Below are 15,395 nucleotides of genomic sequence, written 5' to 3' on the forward strand. Positions count from 1 at the left end.
CCAGGGAGCCTGTATGAGTCACGTCGCGCACGAGCTGGGCACCCAGCCGGAATGCTGGGAGCGGGCCGCCGAACTGGCCCCGGCGCGGCGGGCGGTGCTGCCGCGGCCGGGGGAGCGTACCGCGATCGTCGGCTGCGGGACCTCCTACTACATGGCCCAGGCTGCCGCCGTACTGCGCGAGGAGGCCGGGCAAGGCGAGACCGACGCCTTCCCCGCCTCCGAGTTCCCGCGCCACCGCCGCTACGACCGCGTCGTCGCCCTGACCCGGTCAGGCACCACGACCGAGGTGCTCGACCTGCTGGCGGGGCTCCGGGACGCGGGCACGCCGACGACCGCGGTCATCGGCGACCCGGCGACCCCGGTGATGACCCTCGCCGACGAGGCCGTCGTACTCGACTTCGCCGATGAACGCTCCGTCGTGCAGACCCGGTTCGCGACGACGGCCCTGACCCTGCTGCGTGCCCACGTCGGGCGCCACACCGCGCAGGCGGTGGCCGACGCCCGCACGGCGCTCACCGAGCCGCTGCCCGCGGAGCTGGAGAGCCGCGGGCAGTTCACCTTCCTCGGCCGGGGCTGGAGCGTCGGCCTGGCGAACGAGGCCGCGCTCAAGATGCGGGAGGCCTCGCTCTCCTGGGCCGAGGCCTATCCGGCGATGGAGTACCGGCACGGGCCCATCAGCGTCACCGGGCCCGGGACGGTCACCTGGTCGCTGGACGAGGCCCCCGACGGACTGGCCGAACAGGTACGGGGCGCCGGCGCCCAGTGGGTGGCCGGACGGCTCGACCCGCTCGCCGAGCTGGTCCGGGTGCACCGGCTGGCCGTCGCCGTCGCCGCCCACCAGGAGCTGGATCCGGACGCGCCGCGGAACCTGACCCGCTCCGTGATCCTCACGGCGGGCGAGGAGGCATGCCGATGAGCCTCGTCCCCGCCGGCCCGCTCGTGCGGGAGGCGGCCGTCGCGGGCCGCGCCGTCGCCGCCTTCAACATCATCACGCTGGAACACGCCGAGGCCGTCGTGGCCGGGGCCGAGGCAGCCGGCCTGCCGGTCATCCTGCAACTCAGCGAGAACGCCGTGAAGTTCCGCGCCGGACGGCTGCTGCCCATCTCCCGGGCGGCCGCCGCCTGCGCCGAGGCCGCCGCGGTCCCGGTCGGCCTGCACCTGGACCACGTCAAGAGCTCCGAGCTGCTGCGCCGGGCCTGCGACGCCGGCTACAGCTCGGTGATGTACGACGCCGCGCACCTTCCGTACGCCGAGAACCTGGAGACGACCCGCTCCGCCGCCGACTGGGCGCACGCCAACGGCCTGTGGATCGAAGCGGAGCTGGGCGAGGTGGGCGGCAAGAACGGCGCCGCGCCCCTGGATCCGCACGCGCCGGGAGCCCGTACGGATCCCGACGAGGCGCGGCGGTTCGTCGCCGACTCCGGGGTCGACGCGCTGGCCGTCGCCATCGGCAGCAGCCACGCGATGACCAGCCGGACGGCCTCCCTGGACCACGCGCTCCTGGCGCGGCTGGCCAAGACGGTGGACGTACCGCTCGTCCTGCACGGCTCCTCCGGGCTGCCGGACGGCGAGCTCGCGGCGGCCGTCGCGGGCGGCATCCGCAAGGTCAACATCGGCACCGCCCTGAACGTGGCCATGACCGAAGCCATCCGCACCCACCTGACCCCGGCGGACCCTAGGCCGTACCTCACGGCCGCCCGTACGGCGATGGCGGCGACGGCCGAAGCGATGATCAGGGCCTTGAACTGACCAGCCCGGGCCCTTCCGGATTCTTGTAACAGGTTCTAATCTGACCGCCGCCACCACAGCGACCGGATGGACCGTCAGAATCCCGGAGGGGCCGTGCACCTCGAATACACGCCCGAGCAGCAGCGGCTGCGCACCGAGCTGCGCGCCTACTTCGCCGAGCTGGTGCCCGACGACGTCTACGCCCGCTACGAGGACCCGGCCGCCCAGAAGCGCTTCTACCGCGAGACCATCCGCCGGCTCGGCGCCGACGGATGGCTCGGGGTCGGCTGGCCCACCGAGTACGGCGGCCGCGGCATGTCGCCGATGGACCAGTTCATCTTCTTCGACGAGGCGGCGCAGGCCGTCGTACCGCTGCCCCTGATGGCGCTCAACACCGTCGGGCCGACGCTCATGAAATTCGGCACCGACGAGCAGAAGGCGTACTTCCTGCCCCGGATCCTCGCGGGCGAGATCGACTTCGCCATCGGCTACAGCGAGCCCGACGCCGGCACCGACCTCGCCGCGCTCAGGTGCAAGGCCGTCCGCGAGGGCGACGAGGAGAGCGGCACCTACGTCGTCAACGGGCAGAAGATATGGACCACCAACGGCGACACCGCCGACTGGGTCTGGCTCGCCGTCCGCACGGACCCGCACGCGCCCGCCCATCAGGGCATCACCATGCTCCTCGTGCCGACCTCGGACCCCGGGTACTCCTGCACCCTCATCAACACCCTCGCCTCGCACGACACCACCGCGAGCTACTACGAGGACATCCGCGTCCCCGCGAGCCGCCGCGTCGGCCGTGAGAACAAGGGCTGGCGCCTGATCACCAACCAGCTCAACCACGAGCGCGTCACCCTCGCCGCCCACGGCACCATGGCCATCCGGGCCCTGCACGACGTCCAGCGCTGGGCCGCGCGGACGAAGCTCGCTGACGGCCGCCGGGTCATCGACCTCTCCTGGGTCCGCGGCCGCCTCGCCCGCACCCACGCCCGGCTCGATGCCATGAAGCTGCTCAACTGGCAGATGGTGGGCGCCGTCCAGGCAGGCACCCTCACGCCGCAGGACGCCTCCGCGGTCAAGGTATACGGCTCCGAGGCCCGCAGGGACGCGTATGCCTGGCTGATGGAGATCGTCGGCGCCGCGGGCTCCCTCAAGGACGGCTCCGCCGGAGCGGTCCTGCGCGGCGAGCTCGAACGCGGCTACCGCAGCGCGGTCATCTTCACCTTCGGCGGCGGCAACAACGAGATCCAGCGCGAAATCATCTCCTGGATCGGCCTGGGCATGCCCCGCGTCCGCCGCTAGCCGGGTGTGGCTGGCTGAGCACGCTCGTAAGCGTGCGGACTCCTTGGCGCGGGAGGTCTTCTCCGACATCGCCAACAAGTCCGCCGTCACTTCGCCCCCTGATTTCCGCGGCCAGCCGGTTGCCATGCCTATCGACTTTCGATAGGTTTCGATCGTTCGTCGATCGAGGGAGACGTGATGGGGAAGTTGACGGTGCTTGCGCTGCGCGCCGTGCTCGTGGGGCTGCTCGCCGGCTCGGTGTTCGTGCAAGGGGTGATGGTGCCGCTGCTCGGCGCCGACTTGGAGGAGGTCGGCAGCGAACTCGCGCACCTGCGCGTCCCGGTCCTCGTGATCGTGCTCCTGGGCGTCGCGACGGCCCAAGTGGTCCTGGTCTGCGTGTGGCGGCTGGTGACGATGGTGCGCCGCGGCACGGTGTTCTCCCACGCTGCCTTCCGGTACGTGCACGTCGTGATCGGAGCCATGGTGGCGGCGGCCCTCCTGGTGTTCACGCTCGCGGTCCTGCTGGCGCCGGGCGAAGCCGTCGCTCCGGGGGTGGTCCTCCTGATGGGCGGGGTGGTCCTGGCCGTCCTGGGGGTGGCGCTCATCGTGCTCGTACTGCGGATGCTCCTCGCCCAGGCGGTCGCGCGCGACGTCGAAGCGGCGCGGATGCAGGCCGAGTTGGACGAGGTGATCTGATGCCGATCGCCGTCGACATCGACGTGATGCTGGCCAAGCGGAAGATGTCCGTGGGGGACTTGGCGGAACGCGTCGGGATCACCCCCGCCAACCTGGCCGTGCTCAAGAACGGCCGAGCGAAGGCGGTGCGCTTCGCGACGCTCGCCGCGCTCTGCGAGGCGTTGGAGTGCCAGCCGGGGGACCTGTTGCGCTGGGAGGCCGAGGATGCAGCTGACGGCTGACGGCTGACGGCTGACGGCTGACGGCTCGCGGCTGGCCTCGGCGGCGTCGCCGGCGTGCACGCCTCCGACCGGCACGGGGAACTCCGGCCGCCCACAGGTGGTTCGACTCCGCCGCCACCAGGCGTACGGTCCGCGCGCGGACCCCGGTCCGGCGGGCGGCCCGGGGTGGCGGCGTACGCAGTACCCTGGCCGCGTGACGATGCACAAGACCGTCGGTGTGAGTGTCGACGCGATGATCGAGGACCTCAGGACGCTCGTGGAAGTCGAGTCTCCATCGCGCGATCTCGACGCCTTGCAGGCATCGGCCAAAGCTGTCGCCGCCGTCATCGAGAGCCGCCTCGGCGGGCAGGCCGTCCTGGTCGAGAGCGAGGCCGGGCCGCACGTCCACTGGTCAGGCGGTGGCGATCCCGAAGTGCTGATCCTCGGTCACCACGACACGGTGTTCCCGCTCGGCACCCTCGAACACCGCCCGTTCACCGTCGCAGGCGGCCGTGCGACGGGCCCCGGGGTCTTCGACATGCTCGGGGGTCTGGTGCAGGCGGTTCACGGCCTGGCGGCGCTCGGCGACCGGTCCGGCGTCGAGATCCTGGTGACCGCGGACGAAGAGGTCGGCTCCGGTTCCTCTCGCGCCCTGATCGAGGAACGGGCGCTCGCCTGCGGCGCCGTCCTGGTGTTCGAGGGCGCCGCCGAGGGCGGAGGCCTGAAGACCGGCCGCAAGGGCTGTGGCAGCTTCCGGGTCTCCATCACCGGCAGGGCGTCGCACGCCGGCCTGGAGCCCGCCGCCGGGGTCAACGCCCTGATGGAGGCCGCGCACCAGGTGCTGGACATCGCCGCGTTCGCTCGACCCGACATCGGCACGACCTAACGCCGACCGTCGCGTCCGCCGGGACCCTGGACAACGTCGTTCCGGCGGAGGCGACCGTCATCGTGGACGTCCGGGTCGAAACGGCCGAAGAGAAGGAACGGATCGAATCCGCCTTCGCGGCACTGGCTCCGCACTCGACGGGGCGCACATCGCGGTCCAGGGCGGTATCGGCCGCCCCCCGATGCCCGAGTCGGCCTCAGCCGAGCTCTTCGCGGTGGCCAAGCGGACTGGCACCCGCACGAACACCCCGGGCTGCATGTGCCATGTCGGATCGGCCGCCTGACCTCTCGCCCTGAGGGCTCTCGCTCGCCGGCCCGGAAACGGTTCACCACAGTGCAGCCATCGAGGGGAACCGCTGGTGAGCACCCCCATACCCGTCCCGCGTCCGAGCGTGGTGACGTGGTCACGTGACCAGGCGAGACCAGGCCAGGCCGTGCCGATCACGGCGTGTTGACTGCGCCTCCGTGCGTCTCGCTCGTTGGGCTCGGAGAACCGCACGAACCCTGAGCGGACACCCAGTGCCTTCTTGTGATGGCAAAAGGTGGCCATCAGCAGCGAGGATGCCCGGATGCACCCCATGACTGCCGAGCAGAACCTTGCGCCAATGCGCCCGACGCACACTGCCACCGTCGTTTTCGGTGCCGGAGCCGCGATCGGAGTGCTGGGCGGGATGATCGGCTTGGGCGGCGCGGAGTTCCGCCTGCCGCTTCTGATCAGCCTCTTCGGGTTCGCCGCGCTCTCGGCCGTCATCCTGAACAAGGCCATGAGCCTGGTCGTGGTTCTCGTCGCACTGCCCGCCCGCATGGCCGCGGTGCCGGCGGCCGAGGTCGCCGCGGCCTGGCCGGTCGCGGTCAACCTGCTGGCCGGCAGTTTGCTGGGCGCCTGGGCCGGAGCGAGCTGGGCGGTCCGCATGCGCAGCGGCACCCTCTACAAGGTGCTGGCAGCGCTGATGGTCGTCATGGCGGCCGCCCTGGTCGTCACCCACACCACCACCCTCGATACGCTCGCGCTGCCGCTCTGGGCCCAGATCCCTGCCGGGGTCGTGGCGGGGTTCGGCATCGGGGTGGTCGCCGCGATCATGGGCGTTGCCGGTGGCGAGCTGCTGATCCCGATGATCGTGCTGCTGTTCGGCGAGGACATCAAGACCGCCGGAAGCCTCTCCCTGCTGGTCTCCCTGCCGACCATGCTGGTCGCCTTCGCCCGCTACAGCCGCGACGGCGGTTTCGCCGTCCTCGGCGCCAACCTCCGCTTCACCATGATCATGGCCGCGGGCTCCGTCGCTGGCGCGGTGCTGGGCGGATTGCTCCTCGGGGTCTTCCCCGACCTGGTCCTCATCCCCCTTCTGGCCGTCATCCTGCTCGTCTCCGCGGTCAAGCTCGCCCGACACGACTGACCCTGCCGACGTGCCCCTTGGCTGAGTGCGGAGAAGGACCAAGATCAGAAGACGGGACACCACTGAAGCGGTCATCGGCGCGATCACCGGCAACCGGCACGATGGCTTGCCCACAGCTCGTCGTCCTTGCTGCCTCGACCAGGCGGCCCGGCTGTGCCGTGTGGCCGTTGCCCGGCCATGCCGTGCGGATCGCCGATCAGGCGGGGAAACAGTGCGACGAGCGGCAGGTGGGCGAGATCTGGGCGAGGGGCCCGTCAGTGGCCGGTGGCTATGTCGGGAGCGGCGCCGATTCCAGTGGGGCGTTTCCGCCGGACGGCTGGCTACGCACCGGAGACCCCCCTGATGGGCCATCTGTCTCACGAGGGTGGGCTGCACGTGATCGGGCGGTGCAAGGACGTGCTGATCGTCAACGGCCGCAACATCGATCCGCAGCGGGTGGAGTGTCTTGATCCCACGCTTCCACAGCAGGCGGCGGTACTTGTCGAAGTCGTAGCCCCGGTCGGCGAACAGTCGGCGTGGCCGTGTGCGCGGGCGTCCGCGCATGCCCCGGATCGGTGGGATCGCGTCCAGAAGCGGTAGCAGGTGTGTGACGTCATGTCGGTTGCCGCCGGTCAGCGTGACGGCGAGCGGGGTTCCGTGGCGGTCGACGATCAGGTGGTGCTTGCTGCCAGGCCGGCCCCGGTCGACCGGGGAAGGTCCGGTGTGAGCCCCCTTTGAGCGCCCGGACGTGTGAGCCGTCGGTCGCCGAGCGGGTACATCGCGTCGATATGGACAACTGTCGCAGGGGCGTTGCGCAGGAGGCCGAAGTGACGGGGAAATGCGCTCAGTACGGCCGAGAGCCAGAGCCACGATCGGGGAGTCACTCCCTGGGCTAGGGAGCGTATTGCGTCGTGATCAATCTGCGATGTTTGCCTTCGCGGCATGGCCGGGACGGGTAGAACTCTTTGGGTGACGCGAGTTCAACTGACTGATGCGGAGTGTCATTCAGCCGATCAGTTCGCCAGCGGCCAGGGCGGGCCTTCGATGCGGGCGCTGATCTTGGCGAAGGCGGTGTCGCGGGAGGTGTCGTCGGCGAAGGGGGAGAAGACGCAGTCGTCGCAGGTGCCCAGACGGTCGATGGGCAGGTGGCGGGCGGCGGCCAGGACGCGGTCGCGTACCTCCTCGGGCGTCTCGACACGCGGATCGATCGGGTCGGTGACGCCGATGAACGCCTGGGCCTGACGGGGAAGATGTTCAGCGAGGACGGCGAGGGCCTTGTCGGGTTCCGGCTCGCTGGAGAGCTGGACGTAGAAGGCGCCGCCTTGAGTCGGAGCAGTTTGGGCAGCAGCGCCGTGTAGTCGACGTCCAGGCTGCGGGTGGAGTCCTGATCGCCGCCGGGACAGGTGTGGATTCCGATCCTGGCCTGTTCGGCGGTGGAGAATCGTTCCAGGACGCTGTTGTTGAGGGCGATGAACTGATCCAGCAGGTCTCCGCTCGGGTCGAGTTTCAGCGCGAGACGGGCCTCGGTGAAGTCGAGCTGGACGCGGCACGCACCGGCGTCCAGACACCGGCGGATGTCTGCTTCGGCCTCGGCGGTGAGGTCGTCGAGGAAGGCTTCGCGGGGGTATCCGTCGATGCCGTCGGGTGGGTAGAGCAGGCTCAGCGCCGACGGCGCGATGACGGCCTGCTTCACCGGCGAGGCCGTGTGCCGGAGGGCGGCGTGCAGGTAGTGGTCGGCGTACACGCTGTAGCGCAGCGGTCCGGACGTCAGGCGGGGCAGCTGCCGCTGGTGTCCGTCGGCGAACGGGATGACGACGCCGTCGGGTGCCAGGTTCAGGCCGGTCAGCGGGTAGGTGGCGAAGCTGGGCTTGGGCTGTTCGCCGTCGGTGACGACCGGGGAGCTCCTCCAGTCGGCGGACGGTGTCGCGGACCGCGCGGTCCTGGGTGGCGGCGAGTTCCTCGTCGCCGATCCGGCCCGCGGCGTGGTCGGCCATGGCGGCGAGCAGCTCGGCGGGCCGCGGGATGCTGCCGATGGGTTCGGTGGGGATCTCCACCGTGGCCCGGCTCACGGCCCGATCTCCAGCTGTGCCTCACCGTTGCTGCCCCGGAGTCCTGACAACAGGCACGTAGTGGGCAGCTGACTGGGCAGCGCGGCAACGGTCCGATGTGCCGCCAGCCCTTCGCCGCGGCCTTCGACGACCCGGCCCGACAGTCAAGCAGCACACCGCCGAGAGCGACGGCCAGAAGAGTGACGGCCAGAAGAGTGCCGCCAGTCTCGGCGAAGGCTTCGTCGAGACCAGCCACGGAGCCGCCCTGCAGGGCGGATACCTGGCGTGCGGCCTCCTGCTGGCGGGGGTGACCCGTTCTATGATTCGTTGTTGCTCAGATCGGTCTACGCCCTCAGCAGCCGGTGACGGGTGCGCCGCTGTACAGGTTCCTCTCGGCGACGCCGTTGGTGACGCTCTTGAGGTAGTAGCCGCAGGTGGGACGGTTCTGGAAGTCGAAGGTCTGGCCGGAGGCAAGACGCCAGATCTTGAAGTTCGAGTAGGTCAGGGGCTGCCCCGAAACGGCTTTCTCGGGCTGGTGGTCTCCCAGGACGACGTAGGAGTCGGCTCCCGAGAGGGTGGCCAGGCCGTTCTTGTCGATGAAGAGGGAGCCGCCCTCTTCGACGCCTACGCCCCAGGCCTTTCCGCCGGTGGTCAGTCCGTCCTGGAGCGCGCGTGCGACGAAGGCCATGGTGCGGCCCATGCGGTCGCGGGTGACGAAGTGTGAGTCGTTGATGGTGCTGGCGTAGTTGGGCCAGTCGAACATGCCCGTGGTGAACGTCGCGTACGAGTCGTAGGGATTGGCCAGGGCCTCGCTGGAGGTGATGCTCCCTTGGCAGGCGTCGTACACGACGGAGCTGTTGATGTGGTGGCCGGCGCTGCCTCCGCCTGAGCCGCCGCCCTTGGCGACGACCGACTGGACGGAGGAGCGGAGCGAGGTGGATTTCCAGGCCGCGTACTTGCACTGGTCACCGCCCGCGAAGTAGACGAACTCCGCGTTGCGGATGTCGGTGTTGGCCTGCGCGTTGTTGCCGTCACTCGCCTTGGTCAGCGTCCACGTGGTGCAGGAGTTGATCCCGCTCAGGCGCATAACCGCATCGCACTCGGGTGTTCTGCTGCCGGAACCGGGCGTGGACGCCGCCAGCACCACCACGTCGAGTGAGCCGGTTCCGCCGCGGATGGCGTCGACGGCCTTGGTCATGGAGGCGGAGACGATGCCACCGGACCCGTTCATGGTGAAGGCGGGGCCCGACCAGGCGGCCCGACTGACGTCCGCGGAGGTGCCGAGGCGAATGCGGTTCGCGGCGGCCTCGGCCTGATCGGCCTGGACGAACCCGCCCGCGATGACCGCCAGAGCGGCCGCCACGCACGCGGCGATGCGGTGTGCGGGTCGGCGCCGCGCGGATGAAGCGCCGGTGAACGCGGGGGAGGTGTGGCGGGGGAACGGACGCATGGGTCCTCCGTGAGCAGCGGTGAGGGGGACCGCAGCGATGCGGCGAAGCAGACACTGCGGCTTGCAGCAACGGAAAGTACAGGCCGATCGCAAACTTCGATAGATGTAACGCAGTACTTGGCCAGGCAGGCGGCCAATGCGTTGATTAAGCAGATGGGAGCCGCCTGTGTGTCCGCTCGGCTGCGGATCACGTCTCGTTCGAGCAATGAAATATTCGTTACATCTAGCCAAGTGTGTGCCGTAAGTGTAATTTCCTGGCGTGTCAGACGGTGGCGTCCGCAGCCGTCGCCGATCCGGTCTTCCGAGAGGGTTACCTGTGATGCCACCCCCGTCCCTCCGTCGCGTGTCTACGGCCTCCGCCCTGTCCGCGGCGATCCTCATGACGGTCTCGGCCTGCGGGGACGATGCCTCTGACGGTGCCACCGAGCCGTCCGCCGCCACGGTCGCGGGAGTCACGATCGCCAAAGACGCGGCGCTGCACTCCGCCCTGCCCGAGAAGATCAGGGAGGCGGGTGTGGTGCGAGTGGCGACCGATGTCCCGTACGCACCCTTCGAGATGTTCGTGACCGAGGGCAAACCCGAACTGACCGGTCTCGACTACGACCTGGGTCAGGCGCTGGGCGCGAAGCTCGGGGTGAAGTTCGCCTTCACGCCGCAGAAGTTCGACGGCATCGTGCCCGCCATCCAGGCCGGAAAGTTCGACGCAGCGATGTCGGCCATGACCGACAACAAGGAGCGGCAGGCGGTCGTCGACTTCGTGGACTACTCCGTCTCCGGCTCCGGAATCATGGTCGTCAAGGGCAACCCGGCGAAGATCACGACCCTGGACGACCTCTGCGGCAAGAAGGCCGCGGTGCAGGCGGCGACCAACCAGCTCGACCTGCTCCAGGAACACCAGGCCAAGTGCAAGGCCGCGGGCAAGGCCGAGATCGACATCCAGACCTTCCCCAAGGACTCCGACGCCCAGCTCGCCCTGCGCTCCGACAAGGTCGTCGCCCAGGTGCAGACGAAGCCCGCTGCCGGCTGGACCGCCAAGACCGCCGACCAGGGGAACGCCTTCGAAGTCATCGACGACCCGGCCGCCGAGGGCGGATACGGTGCCTCGCCCAACGGTATCGCCGTGTCCAAGAAACTGCCGCAGCTCAGCGACGCGATCCAGAAGGCGCTGCAAGCCCTGATCGACGACGGAACCGTCACCAAGATCTTCGACAAGTACGGTGTCGCCTCCATCGCGGTCAAGGAGGCCACCAAGAACGCGGCGGTGGACTAGAAATGACCACCACCACGGCTCCCGCGGACATCGACCGTGCGGCGCCCGAGGAGCTCACCATCGTTCCGCTGCGCCACTACGGCCGCTGGATCGCGGCCCTCGCGGCGGTCGCCGCCCTCGTCGGCGTGGCCGGATCACTGGCGAAGAACGACAACCTCCACTGGGAGATCATCGGCCACTATCTCTTCGCTGACCTCATCTTTACCGGGCTGGTCACCACCCTCTGGCTCACCGCAGCTGCGATGGCCCTCGGGCTCGTCTTGGGCACATTGATAGCGGTGATGCGCCTGTCGACGAATCCCGTGCTGTACGGGATGTCCTCCCTCTTCGTCTGGTTCTTCCGGGGCACACCCCTGCTGGTTCAGATCATCTTCTGGGGGTACGCGGCCGCCCTCTACCAGTACGTGATGATCGGTATCCCGTTCACCGACATCACCTTCTTCCGGATCGAGACCAACTCCCTGCTCACCCCGGCCGTCGCCGCACTGCTGGCCCTAGGCCTCAACGAGGCCGCCTACGCCTCGGAGATCGTCCGCGCCGGCATCCAGTCAGTGGACACCGGCCAGACCGAGGCGGCCCATTCCCTCGGTATGCGGCCCGCCCTCACGATGCGGCGGATCGTGCTGCCCCAGGCGATGAGAGTGATCATCCCGCCGATGGGCAACGAGACGATCAACATGCTCAAGATGACGGCTCTGGTGTCGATCATCTCGGCACACGACCTCATGTCCAACATCCAGGCCGTGTACGCGCAGAACTACCAGGTCATCCCCATGCTCGTCGTCGCCAGCCTCTGGTACCTCGGGCTGGTCACCCTGCTCAGCGTTCCGCAGGCGTGGCTGGAGCGCCGCTACGGCCGCGGCACCGGGCGCGGCGGCCACGTCTCGCCGCTGCGCCGCATGTTCGCCGGAGCCCTCACCCGACCCGCTCGCGCGAAGGACACCAAGGAGGCGGTCCGGTGAACGTCCCCATGGTCCACGCCCAGGGCGTGCGCAAGCACTTCGGGAAGCTCGAAGTCCTCAAGGGCATCGACCTGACCGTCCAACGCGGACAGGTGTGCTGTCTGCTGGGGCCGTCCGGCTCGGGGAAATCCACCTTCCTGCGCTGCATCAACCACCTCGACAGGGTCGACGGCGGGAAGCTCGCGGTCGACGGCGAGCTGGTCGGCTACCGCCAGAGCGGCCCCCGGCTGCATGAACTCCGGGAGAAGGAAGTCGCCGCGCGGCGCCGTGACATCGGCATGGTCTTCCAGCGGTTCAACCTCTTCCCCCACATGACCGCCCTCGAAAACGTCATGGAGGCCCCGGTCAACGTCTGCGGGATCGACAAGACGCAGGCCGGGGCCGACGCCCACGACCTGCTGGAGCGGGTGGGCCTCGCCGACCGGGCCGGCCACTACCCCGCTCAGCTGTCCGGAGGACAGCAGCAGCGCGTCGCCATCGCCCGCGCCCTCGCCATGAAACCCAAGCTCATGCTCTTCGACGAACCCACTTCGGCGCTCGACCCCGAGCTCGTCGGGGACGTGCTGGACGTGATGCGGCAGCTCGCCGCCGACGGCATGACGATGGTCGTCGTGACCCACGAGATCGGCTTCGCACGCGAGGTTGGGGACACCGCCGTCTTCATGGACGACGGCGTCGTCGTCGAATCCGGCGATCCCCGCCAAGTCCTCCTCGAACCTCGTCAGGAGCGCACCCGTGCGTTCCTCTCGAAGGTCCTGTGACCGCCCCCTCACGGGAGCAGCTGCGCACCACCGCGCTGCTCCCGTATGCCGAGGCTCGCCTGGAAGGCTACCTGGCCGACCTGGCAGAGCTGGTCGCCATCGACTCCGGTTCCTACAGCCCCGCCGGCGTCAACCGGATGGCCGACTGGACCCGGGAACGGCTGCTAAGGCTCGGATTCGACGTCGAGCGCATCGCTCCGGCTCCCATGCACGGGCACCCGGTCGGCGACCTGATCGTCGCTCGCAAACGGGGCGACCTGCCCGTCGCCGAAGGCGGCCGGCGCGTTCTGCTCGTCGCTCACCTGGACACCGTGTTCGAGGAAGGCACCGCGGCCGAACGGCCCTTCGCGCTCGACGGCCGCATGGCGCGCGGGCCGGGCGTCAGCGACGACAAGGGCGGCCTGCTCGCAGGACTCAGCGCTCTGGAGATCCTCGAAGAGACCGGAGCCCGGCAGTACGCCGAACTCGTCTTCCTTGCCACCCCGGACGAGGAGATCGGCTCACCCGCGAGCCGCCCGGCCACGGAGGCGGCGGCGTGCGGAGCCCATTTCGCGCTCGCCCTGGAATGCGCGCGGGAGAACGGCGACGTGGTCATCGCCCGCAAGGGCGTCGCCGACTTCCGGGTGACGGTCACCGGTCGGGCCGCGCACGCCGGCATCGAGCCGGAGCGCGGGGCGAACGCCGCCCTGGCGGCCGCGCACCTGGTCGTGGCCCTCCAAGCACTCAACGGCCACTGGGACGACGTCACCGTCAACGTCGGCGTCGTACGCGCTGGGACCCGTGCCAACATCGTCTGCCCGGAAGCCGAACTGCGGGTCGAGGTGCGATCGGCCGCCGCCGCCGGCATCGGAGCGGCCAGGTCCGCGATCGAAGCCGCCGCCGCACGGCCCGCCGTACCCGGCACCACCGCCACGGTGGAGCAGCTGGACCTGTGCCCGCCCATGGAGGACACACCGGCCTCGCGCCGCATGTTCGACCTGGCCAGGAAGATCGCCGCGGACCTCGGGGTACCGCTCGGCAGCGCGGCGACGGGCGGCGTGGGGGATGCCAACTTCATCGCGGGCATCGGCGTGCCCACCCTCGACGGCCTCGGCCCGGTCGGCGGCGCCGACCACACCCCTGAGGAATGGCTTGACACCTCAACCGTCCCCCTCCGCGTCACGCTCCTGGCGTCGCTCGTCGCCGAACTCGGCGACAGCCGCATCGGCTGACACCCCCGATACGTCCCGTACCGGTTTGATCGCGCCATTGCCCGGTACGGGACCCGGCCCCCGGCAGCCCGGTCCGCCAGGCACCCGGCTGCCGGCCCGCGGCCAGGACCGCGACAGTCCCGTGCCGCCGCGGCCCCGGCCACCACCGACCCCCATCCACAGGAGGCACCACATGCGCGTCCCGACCGGAGCCCGCCGCACCACACTGGCGGGCGGCACCGCTCTCCTGCTCACCATCGCCCTCGCCCCGGCGGCCGGTGCCGACACGGCCCGCCATGCAGGTGACCGGGGCTCCCTCGTCCTGGTCGGCGGCGGACTGAAGGCGGACAACACCCAGATCTACAGCGAGATCATCAAAAGGGCCGGCGGAGCCTCGGCGAGGATCGGAGTGATCACCGCCTCCTCCGTTCCCGCCAGCCAGGACCCGTACGCCGACGACCCGGACAAGTGCAGCAACTCGGAGTGCAACGGGGCCTACTACGCCGGCCTGTTCGAGCGGCACGGAGCCGCCGACGCCCAGTGGATCCCCGTCGACCTCGACCACATCGCCAACGCCGACTCCGACGAGGTCGTCCGACAGGTCAACTCCATGACCGGCTTCTTCTTCGGCGGCGGCGACCAGCACCGCTACGTCACCACCCTGCTCCACGGCTCCGCCCACACCGACTCCAAGGTCCTCGCCGCGATCCGCGCCAAACTCGCCACCGGCGCGGTCGTATCCGGCTCCAGCGCCGGAGCGCAGATCGCCGCCGGAGCCGACATGGTGACAGGAGGCGACTCCTACGACGGCTTGCGCGACGGCAGCAGCCCGGGATACTTCGACGACCCGGCCCAGCTCGGTTACCTGCCCGCGGGCGGATTCGGATTCCTGCACTCCGGACTCATCGACACCCACACCGGCGCCTACGGCCGCGAAGGCAGGGCCCTGCGCCTAGCCGCCGACACCGGACACGACCGCGTGTACGCACTGGAGGAGTACACCGCCCTCATCGTGGAGGCGCCCCGCACCCCGCACGAGCGACTGCGCGTGCTGGGTCCGCGAGGAGTCGCCGTCCTAGACCTCCGCCAGGCCCGGACCGGGAAGACTTCATCCGGAGCGTGGTCCCTCACCGGAGCCCGCTACAACTACTTGACCGACGGCGACCGCTACGACCCCAACCGCTGGCGCGTCCTGCCCGACGCCGGCAAGCGCCCCCTGGTACCGGCCCCCGCCTCACCCGTCCCCGCCAACCCCGACGTGTTCCACTCCGCGGCGAACCCCGCAGGCGTTCCGTACTCCTTCCTGGGCACCGCGCGCGCCCTTGCGGCCAGGGCTACCCAGCGCACCGCGACCGCGGCCACGTTCGAGAGCGGGCCCCGGTTCACCGTCACCTTCAGCAAGCAACCCGGATTCACCGCTTGGACCAGTGACGGCGCCACCGCGCGAACCATCACCAGCCTGCGGATAGCCGTCACTGCGGAATGACTCTGCCCTCACCTCACTCCGGGCGACCGGGCCGGCCGGACACGGGAGGGGGTCCGGCCGGC

At 69.9% G+C, this 15,395-nt stretch carries 13 protein-coding genes and 2 pseudogenes; 12 read left to right on the plus strand and 3 right to left on the minus strand.

What is annotated here, in order from left to right; all coding sequences use genetic code 11:
- Window positions 1-13 precede the first annotated feature (13 nt).
- The 7 genes and pseudogenes from ACWDX7_RS06255 (at window position 14) to ACWDX7_RS06285 (ending at window position 6,187) form a co-directional block, all read left to right on the plus strand.
- Complete coding sequence (locus ACWDX7_RS06255; protein WP_451488338.1) at window positions 14-916, plus strand: SIS domain-containing protein; 903 nt, start codon at window positions 14-16, stop codon at window positions 914-916.
- Window positions 913-1,749, plus strand: a complete 837-nt coding sequence (locus ACWDX7_RS06260; RefSeq protein WP_451488339.1) for a class II fructose-bisphosphate aldolase — start codon at window positions 913-915, stop codon at window positions 1,747-1,749. Before ACWDX7_RS06255 ends, ACWDX7_RS06260 begins: the two co-directional genes overlap by 4 nt.
- Before the next feature lie 93 nt (window positions 1,750-1,842).
- Window positions 1,843-3,033: an acyl-CoA dehydrogenase family protein gene (locus tag ACWDX7_RS06265; RefSeq protein WP_451488404.1), complete on the plus strand. Its 1,191-nt coding sequence runs from the start codon at window positions 1,843-1,845 to the stop codon at window positions 3,031-3,033.
- Window positions 3,034-3,210: 177 nt separating this feature from the next.
- Window positions 3,211-3,708, plus strand: coding sequence for a DUF2975 domain-containing protein (locus ACWDX7_RS06270; RefSeq protein WP_451488340.1), 498 nt, complete (start codon window positions 3,211-3,213; stop codon window positions 3,706-3,708).
- Window positions 3,708-3,929, plus strand: a complete 222-nt coding sequence (locus ACWDX7_RS06275) for a helix-turn-helix domain-containing protein (protein WP_355412092.1) — start codon at window positions 3,708-3,710, stop codon at window positions 3,927-3,929. The genes ACWDX7_RS06270 and ACWDX7_RS06275 overlap by 1 nt, the downstream gene beginning before the upstream one ends.
- 199 nt (window positions 3,930-4,128) lie before the next feature.
- A pseudogene (locus tag ACWDX7_RS06280) lies at window positions 4,129-5,020 on the plus strand (M20/M25/M40 family metallo-hydrolase); the annotation flags it as partial.
- Between the two features lie 378 nt (window positions 5,021-5,398).
- The gene (locus ACWDX7_RS06285) at window positions 5,399-6,187 is read left to right on the plus strand and encodes a TSUP family transporter (RefSeq protein WP_451488341.1); all 789 of its coding nucleotides are present in this window, start codon (window positions 5,399-5,401) and stop codon (window positions 6,185-6,187) included.
- Window positions 6,188-6,583: 396 nt separating this feature from the next.
- Here ACWDX7_RS06285 and ACWDX7_RS06290 read toward each other — a convergent pair.
- The 3 genes and pseudogenes from ACWDX7_RS06290 to ACWDX7_RS06300 form a co-directional block, all read right to left on the minus strand.
- A pseudogene (locus tag ACWDX7_RS06290) lies at window positions 6,584-6,938 on the minus strand (transposase); the annotation flags it as partial.
- Between the two features lie 120 nt (window positions 6,939-7,058).
- A complete protein-coding gene (locus ACWDX7_RS06295) occupies window positions 7,059-7,910 on the minus strand; it encodes a hypothetical protein (protein ID WP_451488342.1) in 852 nt (283 codons plus the stop codon).
- A 656-nt stretch (window positions 7,911-8,566) separates the two neighbouring features.
- Window positions 8,567-9,664, minus strand: coding sequence for a hypothetical protein (locus ACWDX7_RS06300; RefSeq protein ID WP_451488343.1), 1,098 nt, complete (start codon window positions 9,662-9,664; stop codon window positions 8,567-8,569).
- Window positions 9,665-10,007: 343 nt separating this feature from the next.
- Here ACWDX7_RS06300 and ACWDX7_RS06305 point away from each other — a divergent pair, with 343 nt between their 5' ends.
- The 5 genes from ACWDX7_RS06305 (at window position 10,008) to ACWDX7_RS06325 (ending at window position 15,333) form a co-directional block, all read left to right on the plus strand.
- The gene (locus tag ACWDX7_RS06305) at window positions 10,008-10,934 is read left to right on the plus strand and encodes an ABC transporter substrate-binding protein (RefSeq protein WP_451488344.1); all 927 of its coding nucleotides are present in this window, start codon (window positions 10,008-10,010) and stop codon (window positions 10,932-10,934) included.
- A 2-nt stretch (window positions 10,935-10,936) separates the two neighbouring features.
- Entirely contained in the window at window positions 10,937-11,896 is a 960-nt protein-coding gene (locus ACWDX7_RS06310) for an amino acid ABC transporter permease (protein WP_451488345.1), read from the plus strand.
- A gap of 8 nt (window positions 11,897-11,904) precedes the next feature.
- Window positions 11,905-12,657, plus strand: a complete 753-nt coding sequence (locus ACWDX7_RS06315; RefSeq protein WP_451488405.1) for an amino acid ABC transporter ATP-binding protein — start codon at window positions 11,905-11,907, stop codon at window positions 12,655-12,657.
- Entirely contained in the window at window positions 12,654-13,868 is a 1,215-nt protein-coding gene (locus ACWDX7_RS06320; protein WP_451488346.1) for a M20/M25/M40 family metallo-hydrolase, read from the plus strand. Before ACWDX7_RS06315 ends, ACWDX7_RS06320 begins: the two co-directional genes overlap by 4 nt.
- A 172-nt stretch (window positions 13,869-14,040) precedes the next feature.
- The gene (locus ACWDX7_RS06325) at window positions 14,041-15,333 is read left to right on the plus strand and encodes a cyanophycinase (RefSeq protein WP_451488347.1); all 1,293 of its coding nucleotides are present in this window, start codon (window positions 14,041-14,043) and stop codon (window positions 15,331-15,333) included.
- Window positions 15,334-15,395: the final 62 nt, after the last annotated feature.

This window comes from Streptomyces sp. NPDC003034 (assembly GCF_053591375.1).